General features: G+C 48.3%; 16 protein-coding genes. All 16 read right to left on the bottom strand.

Going from position 1 to position 19,074, the window contains the following annotated elements; genetic code table 11:
• Positions 1-185: 185 nt before the first annotated feature.
• The 16 genes from AACQ95_RS20940 to AACQ95_RS20865 all read right to left on the bottom strand — a co-directional run bounded on the left by AACQ95_RS20940 (position 186) and on the right by AACQ95_RS20865 (position 18,794).
• Positions 186-839: a YceH family protein gene (locus tag AACQ95_RS20940; RefSeq protein WP_241279778.1), complete on the bottom strand. Its 654-nt coding sequence runs from the start codon at positions 837-839 to the stop codon at positions 186-188.
• A gap of 145 nt (positions 840-984) precedes the next feature.
• Entirely contained in the window at positions 985-2,706 is a 1,722-nt protein-coding gene (locus tag AACQ95_RS20935; RefSeq protein WP_241279775.1) for a PglL family O-oligosaccharyltransferase, read from the bottom strand.
• A gap of 125 nt (positions 2,707-2,831) precedes the next feature.
• Positions 2,832-4,907 (bottom strand): YjbH domain-containing protein, encoded by a 2,076-nt coding sequence (locus AACQ95_RS20930; protein WP_241279773.1) that lies wholly within the window; start codon positions 4,905-4,907, stop codon positions 2,832-2,834.
• On the bottom strand, positions 4,907-5,638 hold the full coding sequence (locus AACQ95_RS20925) for a capsule biosynthesis GfcC family protein (protein ID WP_241279771.1): 732 nt from the start codon (positions 5,636-5,638) through the stop codon (positions 4,907-4,909). Before AACQ95_RS20925 ends, AACQ95_RS20930 begins: the two co-directional genes overlap by 1 nt.
• An 11-nt stretch (positions 5,639-5,649) precedes the next feature.
• Positions 5,650-6,321 (bottom strand): YjbF family lipoprotein, encoded by a 672-nt coding sequence (locus tag AACQ95_RS20920; RefSeq protein WP_241279769.1) that lies wholly within the window; start codon positions 6,319-6,321, stop codon positions 5,650-5,652.
• Between the two features lie 90 nt (positions 6,322-6,411).
• Positions 6,412-6,648 carry a hypothetical protein gene (locus tag AACQ95_RS20915; RefSeq protein ID WP_241279768.1) on the bottom strand — a complete coding sequence of 79 codons (237 nt, stop codon included), beginning with the start codon at positions 6,646-6,648 and terminating at the stop codon, positions 6,412-6,414.
• Between the two features lie 96 nt (positions 6,649-6,744).
• The gene (locus tag AACQ95_RS20910; RefSeq protein WP_241279766.1) at positions 6,745-7,710 is read right to left on the bottom strand and encodes a Wzz/FepE/Etk N-terminal domain-containing protein; all 966 of its coding nucleotides are present in this window, start codon (positions 7,708-7,710) and stop codon (positions 6,745-6,747) included.
• Positions 7,711-7,783: 73 nt separating this feature from the next.
• On the bottom strand, positions 7,784-10,408 hold the full coding sequence (locus AACQ95_RS20905) for an SLBB domain-containing protein (RefSeq protein WP_241279764.1): 2,625 nt from the start codon (positions 10,406-10,408) through the stop codon (positions 7,784-7,786).
• 357 nt (positions 10,409-10,765) lie between these two features.
• Complete coding sequence (locus AACQ95_RS20900) at positions 10,766-12,184, bottom strand: phosphomannomutase (protein ID WP_241279762.1); 1,419 nt, start codon at positions 12,182-12,184, stop codon at positions 10,766-10,768.
• The gene (locus tag AACQ95_RS20895) at positions 12,181-12,933 is read right to left on the bottom strand and encodes a glycosyltransferase family 2 protein (protein WP_241279760.1); all 753 of its coding nucleotides are present in this window, start codon (positions 12,931-12,933) and stop codon (positions 12,181-12,183) included. The genes AACQ95_RS20900 and AACQ95_RS20895 overlap by 4 nt, the downstream gene beginning before the upstream one ends.
• On the bottom strand, positions 12,933-14,339 hold the full coding sequence (locus AACQ95_RS20890) for a mannose-1-phosphate guanylyltransferase/mannose-6-phosphate isomerase (protein WP_241279759.1): 1,407 nt from the start codon (positions 14,337-14,339) through the stop codon (positions 12,933-12,935). The genes AACQ95_RS20895 and AACQ95_RS20890 overlap by 1 nt, the downstream gene beginning before the upstream one ends.
• Before the next feature lie 4 nt (positions 14,340-14,343).
• Positions 14,344-14,826, bottom strand: coding sequence for a GDP-mannose mannosyl hydrolase (locus AACQ95_RS20885; RefSeq protein ID WP_241279756.1), 483 nt, complete (start codon positions 14,824-14,826; stop codon positions 14,344-14,346).
• Positions 14,810-15,790 (bottom strand): GDP-L-fucose synthase, encoded by a 981-nt coding sequence (gene fcl / locus AACQ95_RS20880; RefSeq protein WP_241279754.1) that lies wholly within the window; start codon positions 15,788-15,790, stop codon positions 14,810-14,812. Before fcl ends, AACQ95_RS20885 begins: the two co-directional genes overlap by 17 nt.
• Before the next feature lie 3 nt (positions 15,791-15,793).
• Positions 15,794-16,918, bottom strand: coding sequence for a GDP-mannose 4,6-dehydratase (gmd, locus tag AACQ95_RS20875; protein WP_241279752.1), 1,125 nt, complete (start codon positions 16,916-16,918; stop codon positions 15,794-15,796).
• A gap of 26 nt (positions 16,919-16,944) precedes the next feature.
• Positions 16,945-17,919 (bottom strand): glycosyltransferase family 4 protein, encoded by a 975-nt coding sequence (locus AACQ95_RS20870; RefSeq protein ID WP_241279750.1) that lies wholly within the window; start codon positions 17,917-17,919, stop codon positions 16,945-16,947.
• A 38-nt stretch (positions 17,920-17,957) separates the two neighbouring features.
• A complete protein-coding gene (locus AACQ95_RS20865) occupies positions 17,958-18,794 on the bottom strand; it encodes a hypothetical protein (RefSeq protein ID WP_241279749.1) in 837 nt (278 codons plus the stop codon).
• Positions 18,795-19,074: the final 280 nt, after the last annotated feature.

The raw sequence follows: 19,074 nt of genomic DNA, 5'->3' as shown, positions 1-19,074 counted from the left end.
AATTTTAACGGGAAAGCGGCGGCGGCTCGACCCTTAACCGTGAAATAACTCAAAAAAAGCCGACTGGCTCATAGAACGCGGCGAGCAGGGGTGAGCGCCGAGGGATGGCAAGAGGCGGCAACCTCGGCGAAATGGCAATAAAAAAGGCGCCGCAGCGCCTCTTTGGGGGTAAACGTGCCGACGTGTCAGCCTTCCAGCTGCGCCAGACGGGCTTCCAGAGCCTGCAACTGTGACTTGAGGGTTTCGACCTCTTCCTCCAGCGAGCTCAACCTGTCCGCCGCCGGGGACGCATAGCTGCTGGCTGGGGATGCCTCGGCCAGCGCCTGCAGATCCACCTCGCCGCTGAACAAATGGGCATAGCGGGATTCACGCTTGCCCGGTTCACGGGGCAACTTGACCACATAGGGCCCCTGCTCAATCAGGGCGGCCAGCGCCGCATCCACCTGAGTGACATCATCGAAGCTGCACAGGCGGTTGGTACGGGAGCGCAGTTCGCCCGGTGTCTGCGGGCCGCGCAACAGCAGCTCGCAGACGATGCCGAGCTCCTGCTCGCTGAACTTGAGGGTGCCGAACTCGGTATTGCAGAAACGGTGCTGATAACGGGGCACCCGGGCATTGAAACCGGCGGTGTTGACCACCAGACGCTTGCGGATCAGCTCATCCACTACGGCGCGGATATCCAGCTCACAGAGCTCCAGTACCGGCTCGCGGTTGCTCTTCTGGTTGCAGGCATTGACCAGGGCATTGAGGGAGAGGGGGTATTGATCCGGCGTGCAGATCTCTTTCTCGATCAGAGCGCCGATCACTCGGGCCTCCAATGGGCCTAGCACTAACTCCATTTCATACTCCCTTTCTAAAACAAGACGTTGAGGCCACTATCTTAGCCATGGCGCCTCTGCCGTCCAGCAGAGGCAACCATTTTTGCGAAGCCGTGAGGCGGTTGATGAAACATCGCACAACCTGGCCTACCCGCGACAGCCAACATCAAGAGGAGCGCTTGCGCTCAAGCGCCGTGGCCACTGAGCTGGCGGCCGAGCCGGTCAGCAAGGGATCACCCGGATAGAGCATCAGGGCTTGCGCTCGCAGCGCCCTTGCCTCCTCCTGCCGCCCCAGCGCGCCGAGCGCGAGCACCATGTTCGCGTAGATATTGGATCTGGGGGTGTGGCGCACAAAGGCCTGGCCCCAGTCGAGATAGGCTTCAAGCTCCGCCTTGTTGTCGGCCTGCAAGCCCACCATGAGTCGCACCGAGTTCACGTCAAACTCCACCCGGGTCAACCAGGCCATGGGATTGACGATGTCGAGTAACAGGGTCGGCTCCTTGTAGCCGCCACGCTCATACTTGGTCACCACCCAGGCGGTATGAATGGCGGTGAGCATGAAGGGCACGACCAGCAGAGGAATCGTGATGGCCACGAAGCGCAACAACAGCCAGGGGCGATAGATATATTCGCGCCAGCTGGCACGGCCCGAGGCCTGCAGCCCCTCCTCCACCTCCGCATCCAGCACATGGATCAGCAGCAGCAGGGCCCACCAGAGGGCGATGGCATGATAGAGCGGATACTCGGTCTGGGTGTGCAGCAGTATGGGGGTCACCAGCGCCAGCAGCGCCGGCCCCTTGACCCAACCGGCTTTGGCCACTCGCCACAACAAAGCGCCGCCCATCAGCGCCATGCCGATCATGGGGGCCAATCCCCCTTCCACCGCCCAGTAGAGAAACTCGTTGTGGGGGTGATCGAGGTTGTATTCAATCTGTACCATGGCCGGGTTCAGCGCCTTGTCGGCCATATAGTGGTGCAAAAAGGTGGTTTCAAAGCTGCCGTAGCCCCAGCCAACCCAGGGAGACTGGGCAATCAGCTTGGCGGCATAGGGCCAGTAGATTGAGCGCATGCCACCGGATTGATAGGCCTCGAGCCCACGTTTGACACCGCTGATCCCGTATTGAGATATCAGCCCCAAGGCGATGCCCAACCCAACCAGCCCCAGAACCCTGCGCAGTTGCTGCTGGCGATAAAGTTGTGGCGCGAGCAGCAGCAGGGCCAGCAAACCACCCAGCTGTCCTACCCGGGATTGCAACACCACCAGCAGCAGGCTGGCCGCCAGGATCACCCCATAACGCAGCCCTCGTAGCCAGGCATTGGCATTGCCGCGCAGCTCCAGCCAGCTGGCCAGCGCAAGCCCGGTCGCCATGAAGGTTGCCATCACATTGGGTTGCTGAAAGATGCCGTAGGGGCGATTGGCCCGGGTGTCATAACCGAGCCAGTTGCCGGGGGTCAGCAGGTAGTACTGCACCAAACCAAGCAGCGCCTCTATGGCCACAGCCCCCAGCAGCAAATAGAGCAGCTTGTCACGGGCCTGACGAGCCAGTTGCCATTGGTACAGACAAAACAGAAACAGCAGACCGGCAAACAACCCCAGCAACCGGGGAATGGCATAGTCTTTGAATTCGAAACCGGGATAAGTCATGGGCAGCAACAGCAAGCATCCACCAAACCATAGCCAGGCCTGCAATGGCGAGAACACCAGCCGCTGTTGCAGCGTCACCTGCCACAACCCCAGGCCTATGACGAGGCTGGCGAAGATCCAGCCCCAGGCATTGAACGGCAAATAGAGCCCGGCCCCGCCGGGGTTGTGCATGAAAAAGTGCATGCCCAGCAACCAATAAGCGATAAAAAGTACGCCAAACACACCATTTATGTATTTAATCATCATGCATTCCTAGCATAATTTCTTCAGATTGCCCTATATATTGGGTAGATAATAAAAGAGCGAGCAGCTTACAACTGCTCGCTCTGTTTTATGAAAAAAGTTCTAAGCCCTATGGCAATTTTCGATTACTGCAACTCTGTCAAGCCGTAAAGACCACTCTTGCGGCTCAACATCTGGCCTCCATCCCGTGTCAAAGGAACCCACCCAATGCTTCCTTTCGCGGTTGTTGGTTTGAGCAGCATCAAATCAAAGGGTATCGTGACATAAATTCCTTTAGTAAAGCTACCTTCACCATACTCGTCCGCAGAGACATCTGTAAATGTTGCATATCCCCCCAAGATAACGCCCGAATCAAACCGTTTGGAGAAGTCTAATGTAGCGCCTTTGTCACCAGCCAAATACTGACCCACGGCGACTTTGGCTGTGACATTACTCATGAATGGTAACTGCCAATAAGCAGTAACATGTCCGGTCATCACATCGTAATCAGCCATTTTCAGGGTGTTGTTCCAGTCTCGCTGTTTCACCCAATTTGCATCAACGCCAACAGCCCAAGTCTGACCATATGGACGATAGAGCACCTCACTCCCGACGCCGGCATACATCATCTCCAAATATCCACCATAAGCTTGCCCGTACCAATCTTGAGAAAATGGTTGCATATGGGTTAACTGCAGGTTGTTGAGTAATACATTGGATGAATCTACATACTCACGAATCCACGTCCGAACTCGCGGCAAAGCATCACCATCTGGAGGAGGGGATTTATAATTGAACTCATCGTAGTTATTCACCAGATTGACAAACAGCGTACCTTGTAAACTGTTGTTTTCATTTATACGCCAATCAGCATTGGTATTAATGCCTAACTGATACATATAGAAAGATTCGGCGCCACCAAATGATTGAGTTAGATCTGGATCAAAAGAGTATGAAAAAGCTTTTCGATCAGACGCATAGAGGGGTTTCCCATGAATTCTTCCTGCAGCCTGTACCGTCGATTTTTCATGCTGCTCTTCTCCCAATACCTGTACCACATTTGCACGACGAACAGATGGGAGATCGATGCGGGTTTCTTGCAACTGGAAGTTCGCATTACGTTCAACGACATTCAGCTCATCGACTGTACTAGGCAAATAATTTGCGGCTAACAAAGAGGCTCTCTTCATCGCCTCACTCTCATCACGATACTTGCTCTGTGTACCGATGACAGTCACGGAATCGGTAGTTGTGTAAAACTCTACATCTTGCCAACCAGCATTCTCTTTCAAATCTGCGGTTAACGCTTGCCACTTCACGTCAGTCATGGTGGCAGGAACCAGGTCTGGCTGATAAATGGGTCTCGGCTGGTCAATATGGGCCGGTTTCAGATCATTAAAGTTAGTCCGAAAAGTCACCCCCCACATCAAGGTGTTTCCTCTTTGCCAGCTGAGATGACTATCTAGATTCTCGAAAACGCGATACACAGCTCCTACATTCCAAGGTGAGTCTTGAGAAATATAGCCTGCAAACTCTTTGCTATAATCATTTCCATCATATTCCAGCTTCAGCCTAAGTGGCTGCCATGGCGTTTGATACTCAACACCACCGAAGAGTGCTGCTGGCCCATGAAATAAGCTATCAACTTCAAACTTACCGCCACTACCGGAATAGCCAGCATCCCTTTGACACCAGCTATCTTTGTACTCACAAAATGGGTTTTTAATATTGCCGCTTTCGGCCATATTTCCCCAGCCGATACCGATAGTAAAATCAAATGGGCCATACCGTTTGCTAGCCGTCAAAAACTCACTGTCAAATAGGCCTGTCCCCATTAGGTCTCTAAAGCCCACTGACACTTGTGGCAAATAGTGAGATTCTTGCCAAAGACGGAACTTGAAATCCATCCCTTTGTCTTTATAGGTTTGATCACCACTAAAATCTTCGTACGGACTGTATTTTTTTGTTCTTACGTCAGTGTATCTTAGTGTCGCTTCAAACCAATCAAATGGCTGCGCAGAGATAGACCATCGACGATATTGGTCATTATCAACATAGTTGGCACTGAATTCACCTGTTTTGGCCATTCGTGCAGTAGGCATTTGAAGCAAACCCACCCCGCCGAAATCCCCTTGTGAGGGACCATAAGGATCAATAACAGACTCTGCAGCACAAACAGCCCCTGAAACAAAGATCGCAATATATTTCAATTTAGGCAACATTATTCTGGTACTCGATTAGCAAGCAGATTGGCAATGCGAATGTTGATATCTCTATACTGCTCAGGCAGGAGCTGGGGATCAAAACCGACAAACAGCGTAGCACCCGCCATGGGTTCACGATGCAGTTTGTTCCAATTAGCTACAGGAACCAGGCTGATAGATCCATCAGGCTGTATCAGGAATGCTTCATTCTGCGTAGCACCTGCTAATAAGCGATAATCCTGCCAATAGCTTGCCAAACTAGCACCAGATTGAAGAGGCTGTTTACTGCGACCGTTAATCAGTCCCACGAAGTAGATAAAGTCGGGTCTTGAAGCAACAAAAAGGGTGTATTGTCCTTTTAACAGTGGATCACCATTCGGATCAATTCTGGACTTAGCTGGGTCTAATTCTATTGACAAACGGCCACTGACAGGAATTTTATCCAGCTCTTGTAGTAACTGCTGAGTTGACTGGATCAATGCGCCTTTGTCACCCTCTCGCATCCAAAATACTTGGAGTGTTTTAAGATCCTTGAGCAAATTCTCTTTAGTCGTCTGGAACGCTGTTATTGTCTTTTCATTAGCTATTTGTGCAGTACGCCAATAGATATCCTTAGGCAATTGAACATTAAATAACAGGTCTGCAAGTCTGGCTCCATCGTGAAACTCAATCTTCGCTGTAGAATGACGTTCAAAAATCACGTTTACATCAGCTTGGGCCAAAGCAAAAAATGGTATTAGACCGATCATCAGGTATCTTTTCATAATGCGTACGGCTTTAATATGGTCATTTCAATCACCGGCAAATTCGGCCCCAATTGCTGCTGGCTTTTTAATATTCTGCCAGTACTACGCTCAAACCAATAGTAGTTATGCCAAGAGTTCTGACTCTGTCCAACACTGACCAGCTCGTCAATCAACATAACATCATGTGATTTATCAAGGATTAACAATTTTTCCGGTACAGCGGATATAAACTTAGTCTGCATTTTATATCCACTCACATAGTCCTTTTCCCATTCGGCATTATATTGCCAACGCATAGCATCGGGATTCAAAACATCATCAGGTGCATCTGCCATTTTTTGCAATGGATCAGGCCAATATGATGCCACTAAATACAGATCATTTTCCAAACCCACCGTCTTGTACAGCCGACCTGACTTGGTAACAAAAATCTTATTATCCGAACTCACCCAGCTCAATGAACCATCAGGGTCTGCAAACGCAAGCACTACCAATGCCTGTGGGTTATCCCCCACCTGCAGATAGGCGCTGGCATAAGGCAACTCACGCACTTTTTCAGTCGTTACCTCCACATCATCAACCCCCCAAAAGGCATAGCGGAGCGTTGCATAGGTATCAGAACTGATGCTGGAACAGCCACTCAAGAGTAACAACCCCAAAAGTATAAAAAAACGAAGAGAAAACATAGACGGGTCACTCAGTGGAATTGGAAAATAATTGCAAAGTGACAAAAATAAGGCCGCCAATATGGCAGCCTTATTGCAACGTAGAAAAACTTACTTCTTGGTAGAAGTTGTAGTGCTAGTACTGGTGGAGTCGTCATTTGCATTAGAAACAACAACCGCAGCCAGTGCGGCAGCACCGACACCCACAGCAACCAGAGTAGTTGTGCCAACAGCCGCAGTACCAGCTACGCTGGTAGAACCAGCAGCAGCTCCTGTCGCTTCTTCAGCAGCAAATGCATTTGAAGAGAGAACCAACAAAGCAGCCAGAGTCAACGCTGATTTTTTCATTACTAATTTCCTTATTTAAACATGACTTAAAGTACTAATAGGATATCTTGAAACAGACCAATTGACCAGAGTGAGTCGCCCAGATGAGCCCTCTCATCAGTGACGATGTGGACGACCGATTGCATGGCGCACCAGCACAATCATAACACCTAGCATGCCGCCAAGCAGAGTCCCCAATACAGCGATCAACGCCCGTTTTGGTTTCGCTTTTTCCTCAGCTACCACAGCAGGATCAAGGGTTTTAAACACGTATTCTTGATTCACTTCAGTCAACATCAAGGTTTTGGTCTGATCCTCGATCAGTTGATAGAACACCTTCTGCATATCTGCGACCGGGGTTTTCTCAAGCTGTGCCTTGAGATAGGTAATGTTGCGTGTCGCATCAGTTTGATCACGCAGCTTCATAGCTTCATTGAGATCGGCCACCAACCAGTCAACCCACTGCTTGGCGAGCCCAGGAGAGTAATACTCCACCGCCACAGTGACCAACCCTGATTTGGCATCCTGACGGATACTGGCAACATCGCGAAATACCTTAATCAGCTCCCAATCCGTTGGTTCAACAGACTTTCCAGAAGGAACTTCACGCACCCACTTTTTGCTGACGACATCGTAGATGTCTTCATCAATTACCAGTTCACCTGTCGCCTTGTCTGCTTTGACGACGGCCATCAACGGCACTTCCAGCTGATGTTGACGAATAAAGTGACTGAGAAACTGACGGGATTTCCCGATCTCGACCGCAATAGCCGTCTTGTCCGGACCACCGCCACCACTAAGATTTACGCCAGCCAAGCTGGCAAGACCACCAAACTGGGCAGCCATGGCAGCAAGCCCCCCTCCTTGCTGCTCAGCAGAAGGTGCAAGCAAAGCTTCGGAGCGATAAATATTTGGCATTGATATTGCTGCCATGACAGCTATTACCGCACCAACAAAGATATTGGAGACTATCCACCACTTACCACGCCAAAGCGCCGCGAATAATTCACGCAGATCTATTTCATCTTCCCCCCCCCCGTTCATTGCCAATGGTAAGGGAGGATGTTCTTTTACTTGTGTCATAACAAACCGGATCTCAGAAGAGTCAGGCGGCCTTCACCACCTGACTGAATGGGTTGTCAAATGAACGATACCATTACTTGATTGCACTCCACGCGACACCCAGTTGGTAAAGGATCTGGGTTGCAGAGGTCATAATACTCAGGTTATCCAGATAATCAGAATCAACTGGTACCACGATGGTATCACCCGGCTCCAGGCTCTTGCGACCACCAAACCAACTATCGCCTGGCAGCATCACACTACCATTGGCCTTGATCACATAGATACGGTCAGTATCAGCCTGTTTCTTGGTTCCTCCGGCACGACTCAAGTAATCATTAACACTCAAGTTGCCATCGTAAACGTGGGAAGAGGGGAACTGCACCATTCCCTGAATAGAGACCACATTTTGCAACGCTGGCACATAAAGCTTGTCGCCATCTTGCAGCATCACATCAACCTGCTTATCTCCAGACAAGATCGCCGGCATATCGATGGTCATCCGACCGACAGCCTTGCTGTTTTCCAGCTGATTAACCACCGTCATCGCCTCGGCAGGAGAGCTGGTATAGTTGGCAATGCTTGACTGACGCCTCAGTGTCATCGTCGCTATCTCTTGCTTTAGCTCATCACGCAGCAAAGCAATCCGTTCTGCTTCCTGCTTGCGCAGCGCCTCACGGGCAAAAACTGCACCGTTCGGATTAGCATAAGCAGTAATACCACCCACTCTCTGAATCAACTCTTGAAGACTCTCACCACGACGAACCGTATAGGTGCCCGGATACTTAACCTCACCAAATACCTGAACGGTTGCCTCTTCACGCCACTGAGGGTGTGGCAAGACATTCAAGCTGTCTTTTGATTGCACCAACGGCGAACCGGTTACCCGATTTGCAGTTGCCAAATCCAGGCGCTGATTTTCAATTGCAATATCATCCCCTCGTTCACTAATACGGGAAAGCTCGATCACATTTGCTTGTTCGTTAAAACCACCCGCAGCCATGATCAAATCATGGGTACGGCTATAGGAGGTCAAAGGATAGACCCCCGGATACTTCACCTCACCGCGAACTTCAGCTATCTGTACCGGCCTGCCCTGTGCTGCTTGTGACTTCAAGCGCTCAATAACTGGAGCAAGTAGCGCCTGACGAGACGCCCCCACAGCAGCGTCAACCTCAGTGGTACCAGAGACCTTGTTTAAGGTCATCTTTGCGTCTTTATTCAGCTCAGCACGACTGACATCGGCCCCGGTACTAGAATCAATTGCATCTCCTTGCTGCTGAATACGCTGCCGAGCCATATTGTTGATATCTTTATAATTAATCTGCTCATCCGCAAGTTGTTGTAAACGATCTTTCGTATCATTGCTAAAGATCAATACTTGATCTCGCGGCTGTAGGCGAATGTCATCTTCCCCACCCGGCATTTGCAACGCACGCCCCAGATTGAATTGCAGCACCTCGATATTACGTTGGGCATCCACCTCACGTACAATCAAGGCATAGTTCAAGTCAGTGACCGATGTCAGATCTCGATCAGCACTTTGCAGCACACGACTGATCCGCATCCCCGGCTGGAAGCTGAAGACTCCTTCACGAACGACTGCACCTTTTACCACGATCGCTTGACTATATTCAGTACTACTCGGTTTGACCGTGATTTTGTCACCATCGCGCACGACAAACTGACGATCATGTTGATTTGACAGATTCAGGTTGAATACCCGCATCCCGGTTTCGCCATAACGGGTAACTGACACTTCTTTCAACGCGGCGGCTTTCATTCCACCGGCCAGTCCCAGTACATTGACCAAGGCCGCAGGACCACTCAGTTCATAAATGGCTGGGCGTTTAACCAGACCATCGATGCTCACTTCACTGCCTTTGGCAGGGATAAACACGGTATCACCGGAACGCAGGCGGATATCCTGACTGGTATCACCCCATACCAACATCTTGTAGAGGTCAACATCGATGACTTTCTGCCCTGCCCGCTTAACCTGTATCTTGCGCAGCGACCCCACCGTATCGATACCACCCGCGGCTTGCAGGGCCTGAGTAACAGTTGCCATGCCATTGACGTTGTAGGCGCCGGGGCGATAGGCATCGCCCATCACAAAAACCTGCATGGTGCGCAGAGCACCAAAGCTGATAAATGCTTCTACACCAATTTTTTGCTCTTTGATCCGGTTTTCCAGTTCAGTACGCAGTTGCTGGAAGGTCTGGCCACTGGCTGCAATAGGGCCAAGGGATGGAAAATCGATAAACCCCTCACGACCGATCGCAAGGCTATAACTCGCATTTTCCTTGCCATAGAGCTGCACCCGGATTTCGTCGCCCGGGCCCATCACATAATCATCGGCAACCGGCATATCCACAACGGGAGCATCAGTGAGAGGTTCACCGGCAAACACGCTATAGCCAAAGGGCTGCAACGCGCCCTCTTGCGCCACACCCGCGACTAAAGGCCGCTGAGATGCTTGGCTATAATCCACTTCACGCGGGGCAGCCACTGGGGCTGTATTAACCGGTGTCACACGGCTTTCCCCGACAGCCCCCCCAAACTGGGATGGGTCAATACCATATTGAGCAGCCAGAGCCTGCTGCTGGGCAGGAGATAGCTGCTTAAATTTAGCCATCATCTCTGGCGTCACTTGCGGTGCAGCCAAGACTGGCAACCCGAACAATACCAACGAGAGCAGCAATCCCTTCTGTTTCATTTTTATTTATTCCACCAAAACCAATAAAAAACTAATGCCATGATACCCACGAGCAAAACTGTGGCATGATATCACAAAGCATCGATGTTACTCATGTTCAAGTGAGTAACTTGGTTGCTTTCATATGCCGCACGACATTTTGCAACTATCGATGGGATGGATGTTGTTTAGCCTACTTCTGAAGCGATGAGGAAGGCTGGTGCAAGCAGCATAATAAATAGCTCAGAAACTATGTTAGCTGGCAGTAGGTAATATTAAAGGAATAATAAGGGGCTAATACAGCCGGTAGTCTCTAGCCCCAGTCACACAACAAAGTAAAAAATACCCAGGTAGGAGTCAAGGGTGATTACTTGATTGTCAGTTATCCAAAACCTTTGCCAATATGCTATTTACAAGTAACTGAGCATGATTCATATCACTCGCTTCTGCATAACACCGTAATTCCGGAGCATTGCCAGAAGGGCGCAGGTGTATAACACAACCACCATCAAGCTTCATGCGAAGACCATCTGTCGTATCAATCCCATTTACTTGATTATCCACCAAACCGAAACGCATCAGCAAGGCTTGTGGATTGGAAATCCCCTGGGTTAATATTTCCTGGCTACGAGAGCTAGCAAAGTTTTTGATCCGATCGGAATAGGTATACCGTGCAGGCAATGCAGCCACTAAGGGGGATATAGCCCCTTTACCAGCGGCAGCCAACAGCATCAAGAATGGCAATACCGCATCACGGGTCGGTAAAGCAGCAAGCGGTTTACCATCAAGTTCAATATCACTGCCTAACAAGAAGCCACCATTGGCTTCGAATCCGGCGACTCGCTTAAATTCCTTGGTTAGTTCAGCAAATTGCGCGATTACATAAGGTGAACCGATTTTAGTTAATAATACCTTGGTAAATCTCCCGCAGCTGGCGATCACGGTATTGCTATTCACAGGAATCGCTAACGCTTCAATATTTAACTGGTCGGCACAAAGCAGACCTAAAATATCACCTCGCAACCACTCTCCATTTTCATCGGCAACCAGTGGCCGATCCCCATCGCCATCGGTAGAGAAAATTGCATCAAGTTTATACTCGGTAGACCAGCGACGCGCTTTTTCTTTATCCTCTTCCCCCACAGCTTCAGTATCAATCGGCACAAAGTGATCACTTCGTTCGATACGAATAACGTCTGCGCCCAAAGATTCAAACAATGGAGCATAGAGTTCGCGCCCTGCACTGGAATGCTCATAAATACCAATGCATTTGCCAGTCAACATATTGCTAGAAAACAAGGAGGAATAACGTTTGCAATAATTTTCTGCCGCTCGGGGACTAGCTACTAATTGCGGCAAGGCAGGCAAGGCGTCAAATTCAACCTCTGCCGCCAGTATAGCCAACTCGTCAGCTTTGGTTATTTCACCATCGGGTCGATAGAATTTTAAACCGTTGCGTTCAAAAGGAATATGACTACCGGTCACCATGATACATGGCATATTGTCCTGCATCGCTTGATAGGCTAATGCTGGCGTAGGAACCACCCCATAATAGATTGGCTCAATGTCTGCCTGCAGTAAAGCAGCGGCACAGGCTTGTGCCATTGCATAACTACTGGGGCGATTATCGATAGCCAATGCCAGTTGCCTGGGAGCAAACTCCTTCCGTAGTACCGCAACAAATGCATGGGTAAAGGCACTACACACCTCGGGGGTAAAATCAACCACCAAGCCACGAGCGCCACTGGTGCCAAAGGCGATACCACTATGAGAAATAATAGATTGCGTATTATTCATGATTTTTTAACCAGAAACTGCGGGATTTTTGATAAATTTTTCAACACAATTGTCAATGGCCAGAACAAACCATTATTACGCATGGCTTGTATATCTTCGCTGGTCTTTCGTAATATGGTCGCCAGCGAGCGATTACTGACTCCCCCTACACGCATCTTGATTAACACTTTTGGCAAGTAACTAGCACTGACATTCTCACGCCATAAGTAACGTAAAATAGAGTCATAATCAGCTGCAATTTTATAATTCAGATTGAAATCATTAAATTTCTGATAGCAACTACGCTTCATATAAAATGTCGGATGTGCCGGCATCCAGCCATACTTTAATTTATTCTTATTATATGTACCGCTTTGCCAAAGACGAACAACTCTATTTACATTGTTTTGCTGCACATACTCGAGATCTGCATATACTGCATCACAGTTATCCGACTTAAAGACATTTATCATATCCTGGATCGCTTGTGGGTAAGCAAAAAAATCATCCGAGTGCAAAAACCCAATAACATCACCAGTTGCAGCGGAAATTCCTTTATTAAGAGCATCGTAAATGCCACGATCGGGCTCAGAAATTACCTTGCTCACACGTGCGCAGTGGGTCTTGATAATCTCAAGCGTATTATCTGTTGATGCCCCATCGACAATGATATACTCAATATCAGGATAAGTTTGGCTATCTAACGAGGCTAAGGTATCAACAATAGTTGCAGCACTGTTATAAGTAGCGGTAATAATGCTGACTTTCATCAATAACCGACCCCAGTTGATGGAATACGCACAACATCATCTTCTTCAAGATAAACTCCGGTTCTCACTTCAATCATCTCCAAAGGGATCTTGCCAGGATTTTCAATTGAGTGTGCAACACCGACCGGAATATAGGTCGATTCATTTTCAGAAATGATAAAGGACTCATCGCCACGGGTAACACGCGCGGATCCAGAGACGATCACCCAATGCTCGGCTCGGTGATAATGGATTTGCAATGCAGTTTTTTGACCGGGTTTGACCATCACTTGTTTAACGTGATAACGCTGACCATCAGCAATAGCGTCGTGGCTACCCCAAGGACGGAATACCTCACGATGCTGAAGTTGCTCCGTGCGATTAGCCTCTTTTAACTGGCTAACAATACCCTTGATATCTTGCACCCTGCCTTTATGAGCAACCAACACGGCATCTTTGGTTTCTACCACCACAACATCGTCCACCCCCACAGTGGCTATCAGGCGATGCTGGGAATAAATAAAGCTGTTATTGGTCTGCTCAGTTAACACATCGCCATGCAGCGCATTGCCCTGTGCGTCTTTCTCGCTCACTTCCCACAAGGCAGACCAAGAACCCACATCACTCCAACTGGCATCAAGTGGCATCACCACCGCATTGGTGGTTTTTTCCATGACAGCATAATCAATTGAATCATCCGGACAATCAGCAAAGGCGGTTTGATCGAGACGAATAAAATCAAGATCATCCTGCGCCAGCTGCAATGCCAGCTGACACTGCTCAACCATTTGTGGGTGGTGTCGTGCCAGCTCTTGCAAATAAACAGAGGCTTTAAACAAAAACATGCCACTGTTCCACAAATAGCGTCCATCGGCCAGATATTGCTGTGCTAACTCAAGGTTGGGTTTTTCCACAAAAGCTGCCACCGTACTGGCCACCAGCCCAGCAGCATCACCTTGACGGATATAGCCATAACCGGTCTCTGCCGTCGTAGGGACAATGCCAAAGGTCACCAACTTGCCTTGTTCTGCCAGTGGCATGGCCGCTTGAACGGCCTGGCAAAATACTGCTGGCTGCGCAATTACATGATCGGCTGCCAATACCAACAACAAAGGATCCTCACCTTTGGCACGGGCATGCAACGCGGCAATTGCCACAGCGGGAGCGGTATTACGACCAACCGGTTCTAACGCAATGCCGCCATGCGTCAACTTAGCCTTGCGCAACTGCTCGGCGACGATAAAGCGATGCTCCTGATTGCATATGATAAATGCAGGCTGATGAGCCAAAGGAGTAAGACGCAGCAAGGTCTCTTGCAACATGGTGGCAGCGCTAGTGAGCGATAAAAACTGCTTGGGGAACAGAGTGCGCGACAAGGGCCACAGGCGGGTGCCCGAGCCCCCGGCCATTACAACTGGCAATAACATGACATCATGTCCTTTCTAAAAAATAATCTTTGGTGTGCTGATGCACGCTAGGGTCTTGTAGTAACTCATCCACAGCAAACCAGCGATATTGATCGTGCTGGCTCACCGGCAGTGCGTCTTGCTGCCCTTGCCACGCCAATTCATATCCCAACACGATGTAGTGAGTTGAAAAATCTTCGCCCGAGAAGTTATCGGCATAAAAGTGTTCATAAGGGCCGAGGAAACTGGCACTGCCACGACTGATTGCTCCCCCCAACTCCTCTTGGGTTAGACGCATAAAAGCAGTATCAAGCCGCTCGTCTTTACGCACCCGGCCACCGGGCACGAACCAAAAGCCCTGTGCTGGACGATTCAATCGCCGACCAAGCAACACCAATCGCTGCTGATTACGCACAATCAAGTCAATGGAGATAAGTGGCGTCGCCGCCACTATCTGTTGAAATTGTGCCTTATCTAACCAGTGATTTGGGTTATTTACGAAACTCATCTTGGTGCTCCAGGAACCATTGATAAGTCAAGGTCAAGCCGGCTTCCAGCGAATGGGTATAACGCCAGCCCAAATTCGCCAAGCGGCTCACATCCATTAACTTGCGCGGGGTACCATCAGGTTTAGTGACATCGAATACCACCTCACCGGCAAAACCCACCACCTTGGCCATGGTTTCTGCCAACTCGCGGATAGTGCAATCAACACCAGTACCCACATTGATGTGGGAGAGCATCGGCTGGGTATTGGCTTGATACACCTCGTCAGTCAGCTCCATCACATGAATACTGGCGGCAGCCATATCGTCAACATGCAAGAACTCACGCATTGGGGTACCACTGCCCCATACCACAACTTCACTATCACCACGCAGTTTGGCTTCATGGAAACGGCGCAGCAATGCCGGGATTACATGGGAGTTTTCCGGGTGGAAATTGTCGTTTTCGCCATACAAGTTGGTAGGCATGACACTGCGATAATCTCGGCCATACTGGCGATTAAAAGATTCACACAGTTTGATGCCTGCGATCTTGGCAATAGCATAAGGCTCGTTTGTTTCCTCAAGAGTTCCAGTGAGCAGTGAAGCCTCTGTCATCGGCTGTTCAGCCAGCTTGGGATATATACAAGATGAGCCCAAAAATAATAACTTCTGCACACCACTCTGGTGAGCCGCATTGATGATATTGCACTCCATCACCAAGTTCTCAAAAATAAACTCGGCTGGATAACTGTTATTGGCATGGATGCCGCCCACCTTGGCCGCTGCCAAGTAGACCTCATCGATCGCTTCATTCGCAAAGAAATGCTCGACCGCCTCCTGGCGAGTCAAATCCAACTCACGGCGGGTGCGTACAACAAGCTCCACATCGTCACGAAGGATCAGCTGACGGCAGATGGCCGAACCGACCATCCCCCGATGACCTGCCACAAACACCCGTTTTTTAGTGGTGCTCTTCTCGGTCATAGATCAGTTCTCCAGTGAAATCGCCACATCAAAACCATTGGCCTTGAGCAAAGCATGTTGTTTGGCTTGTTGCAGGTCATTGGCCACCATTTCGGCACACATCTCTTCAACGGTGATCTCGGGTACCCAGCCCAATTTAGCCTTGGCCTTGGCAGGATCTCCCAGCAAGGTTTCTACTTCTGCCGGGCGGAAATAACGCGGATCAATACGCACTATCACATCCCCAACGTTGACAGCGGGCGCATTGGTGCCAATGACCGCCGACACGGTCGCAATCTCATCGATGCCTTCACCGCTGAACTCAAGTTCAATCCCGGCCTCTTTGGCTGACATCCGGACAAACTCGCGAACGGAGATCTGCTTGCCGGTGGCAATAACAAAATCTTCCGCCGACGCCTGTTGCAGCATCATCCACTGCATCCGCACATAATCCTTGGCATGGCCCCAATCGCGCAACGAGTCCATATTGCCCAAGTAAAGGCACTGCTCTATGCCCTGGGCAATATTGGCAATGGCACGAGTGATCTTGCGGGTCACAAAGGTCTCACCACGACGGGGGGACTCATGGTTAAAGAGGATGCCGTTACAGGCATACATGCCATAGGACTCGCGGTAGTTAACGGTGATCCAGTAGGCATACATCTTGGCCACAGCATAGGGAGAGCGGGGATAGAAAGGCGTTGTCTCCCGCTGCGGGATCTCTTGCACCAGACCATAAAGCTCAGAAGTAGAGGCCTGATAGAAGCGAGTCTTCTTTTCCAGCCCATTGATGCGGATCGCCTCCAGCAGACGCAGCGTCCCCAGCGCATCGACATCGGCGGTATATTCCGGTGATTCAAAGGAGACCGCGACGTGAGACATGGCTGCCAGATTATAAAGTTCATCCGGTTGGATCTCTTTTACCAAGCGGATCAAATTCGAGCTATCAGCCAAATCACCATAATGCAGGAAGAAGTTCGGATTCTGCTCATGGCGATCCTGATAGATGTGATCTACTCGCCCAGTGTTAAATAGAGATGCTCTACGTTTAATACCATGCACCTCATATCCTTTTTCTAACAACAACTCGGCCAGATAAGACCCATCTTGACCTGTAACGCCTGTAATCAATGCAACTTTCTTGCTCATTTTTTATTCCGCACTTATCAAGTAATTTAAAGTAATTCGTTATACACAGCCAAGGTTTCGTCAAAACAACGATCCCATGAAAACTTAGCCGCTTGGGCTAAACCAGCAACAACCAACTGTTGACGACGTTCTGAAACGGCGTTTAATGCATCTCGCAGAGCAAAACTCGAGGGTGAGTCAACCAGGATTGCCGCTTCGCCAGCGACTTCAGGAATCGAAGAAACATTAACAGCAATAACCGGACAGCCAGCACGCATGGCTTCAATCACAGGTATACCAAACCCTTCGTAGCTAGAGGGATAGAGCAAAGCATAAGCTTGGTTATAAGCTACGTTCAACTCTTCATCACTGAGCCTGCCTAGCCAACGATATCGACCCGGTAATTTTTTCTCCAGTTGAGCCACTTCATCTGATGACAGTGCCCCACCGCCAACAATATGCAACTCAAGATCCACGACCGCAGCAACCGCGTCAATCGCAAGATGGAAGTTCTTATATCCCCCTCGGGCACCAACAAACAATACACTATTATAATTAAAGTCAGACCTGATTGGTAATTGACGATAGGAGTCAGATACCCCATTGTGAATTACTCTAATTCTTGACTCATCTACTGGGCAGTATTGCATCAGATCTCTAGCTGTATTGTGCGATACACAAATGATAAGGTCGCTGTTGCGAATTGCTCTGTTTTTCTGCCAAGTATGAACCCATTGTGCAGGTCCCGTCACAAATTTCTCGTAGGTGAAATCATGTACCGTTGTCACGACTTTAGGGCTGCGTTGGCTTGGTAGACGATAATAGCTGGAGTGAAATACACCTTCTTTTCTATCAATAATACAGTTTCGATAACGCTCAAATAACCGATGACACTCACTACTATCACTAGCCACTAAATATTCAATGTTATTTTTCTTACATCCATGAAGTAGATTATTAAAGTAGACAGTTACACCACCGCCACTTTGTAACTTGCTTATTATATTATCGAATAATATCACTACTTACTCCTGAGCTACAGGACACAATAACAATAAATTTACTTTGCTGTATTAATAGATACAGAACATTTATATAGGGCGCCTAGAGAAAAACCAACATAAATTGCAGATATAGGCGTCACACCATACATCGCAAAAAATGGAATAATACCAAAAAGCAAATAAAACGAGAACGGACTTATTATAATCCGTCTTAAAAGGAAGACTAATGAAATGATCACACCGATAATACCTGAATTTATAGATAGCCGTCCAAGAGGTAAATTCCATATTGCGTATCGATATTCTTTACCAACCTCACTTCCGAACGAAAAAACATGGTCAGCATATTCAGGTAAAGACATGACTCTATACAAACCTGCTACACCCACACCTAGGACAGCTCCTAGAGGATTATTATCTAACATAAAGCGAACACTATCTATCGCAGACACATACAATATGTAGTATTCGTTTAAAGCAAGCTTGATTATATCCGGTAAGAAATCATATAAGAAATAGAAAAGTATAAAGAAAGATGAAGCGGAAAATATCAACATCATATTATAGAGAACAGATAAAAACCTATGCTTTTTATATGATGCAGACAAATAAATCATTATAAAGACGAGAGTGAAATATGGTATCGACCCTTTCCTCTGTGAAATAAGTGCAAGAATCAATGCAATAAAGCAAAATAAAAAACATTTGTTTCTAACTTTAAAAAATTCCTCACTAGAGAAGTTCGAAGTATATGCGAGTAAAAGTATGCATGCAGACATCATACCAAAGGATAGATATTCATCTCCAGCAAAAAAAATCTTCCAGTTAAAACCAAATATTTCCCTAAGAATAACATTGTCAGATGGGAACAATATCATAAATATCATTTTCATTATCCAGCACCACATAGAATAGAATAATGAATCTATAATTAATGGCTTATCTAGGGTGCAAACAATACCAAACAACCCTATCACTAGAATAAAACTTCTTATATAAAACAGTGCATATGACCAATCACTAACGCCAAATATAAAATTCATTATTGTTGCAAAAACAGAAACAATAAAAAGAATGGCTAATAACGATATTCCTTTAATGCTTTTAATGAAAAAAATCTTTGGAAAGGAATATATGGCAACGGCAATGGAAATAATGTCAATCGACTTTATA

The sequence above is a fragment of the Aeromonas sp. MR19 genome (assembly GCF_963899305.1).
GTDB classification, from domain to species: domain Bacteria; phylum Pseudomonadota; class Gammaproteobacteria; order Enterobacterales; family Aeromonadaceae; genus Aeromonas; species Aeromonas bestiarum.
Note: the sequence above shows the minus strand (reverse complement) of the source record. Positions and strands in the feature narration are given on the sequence as shown.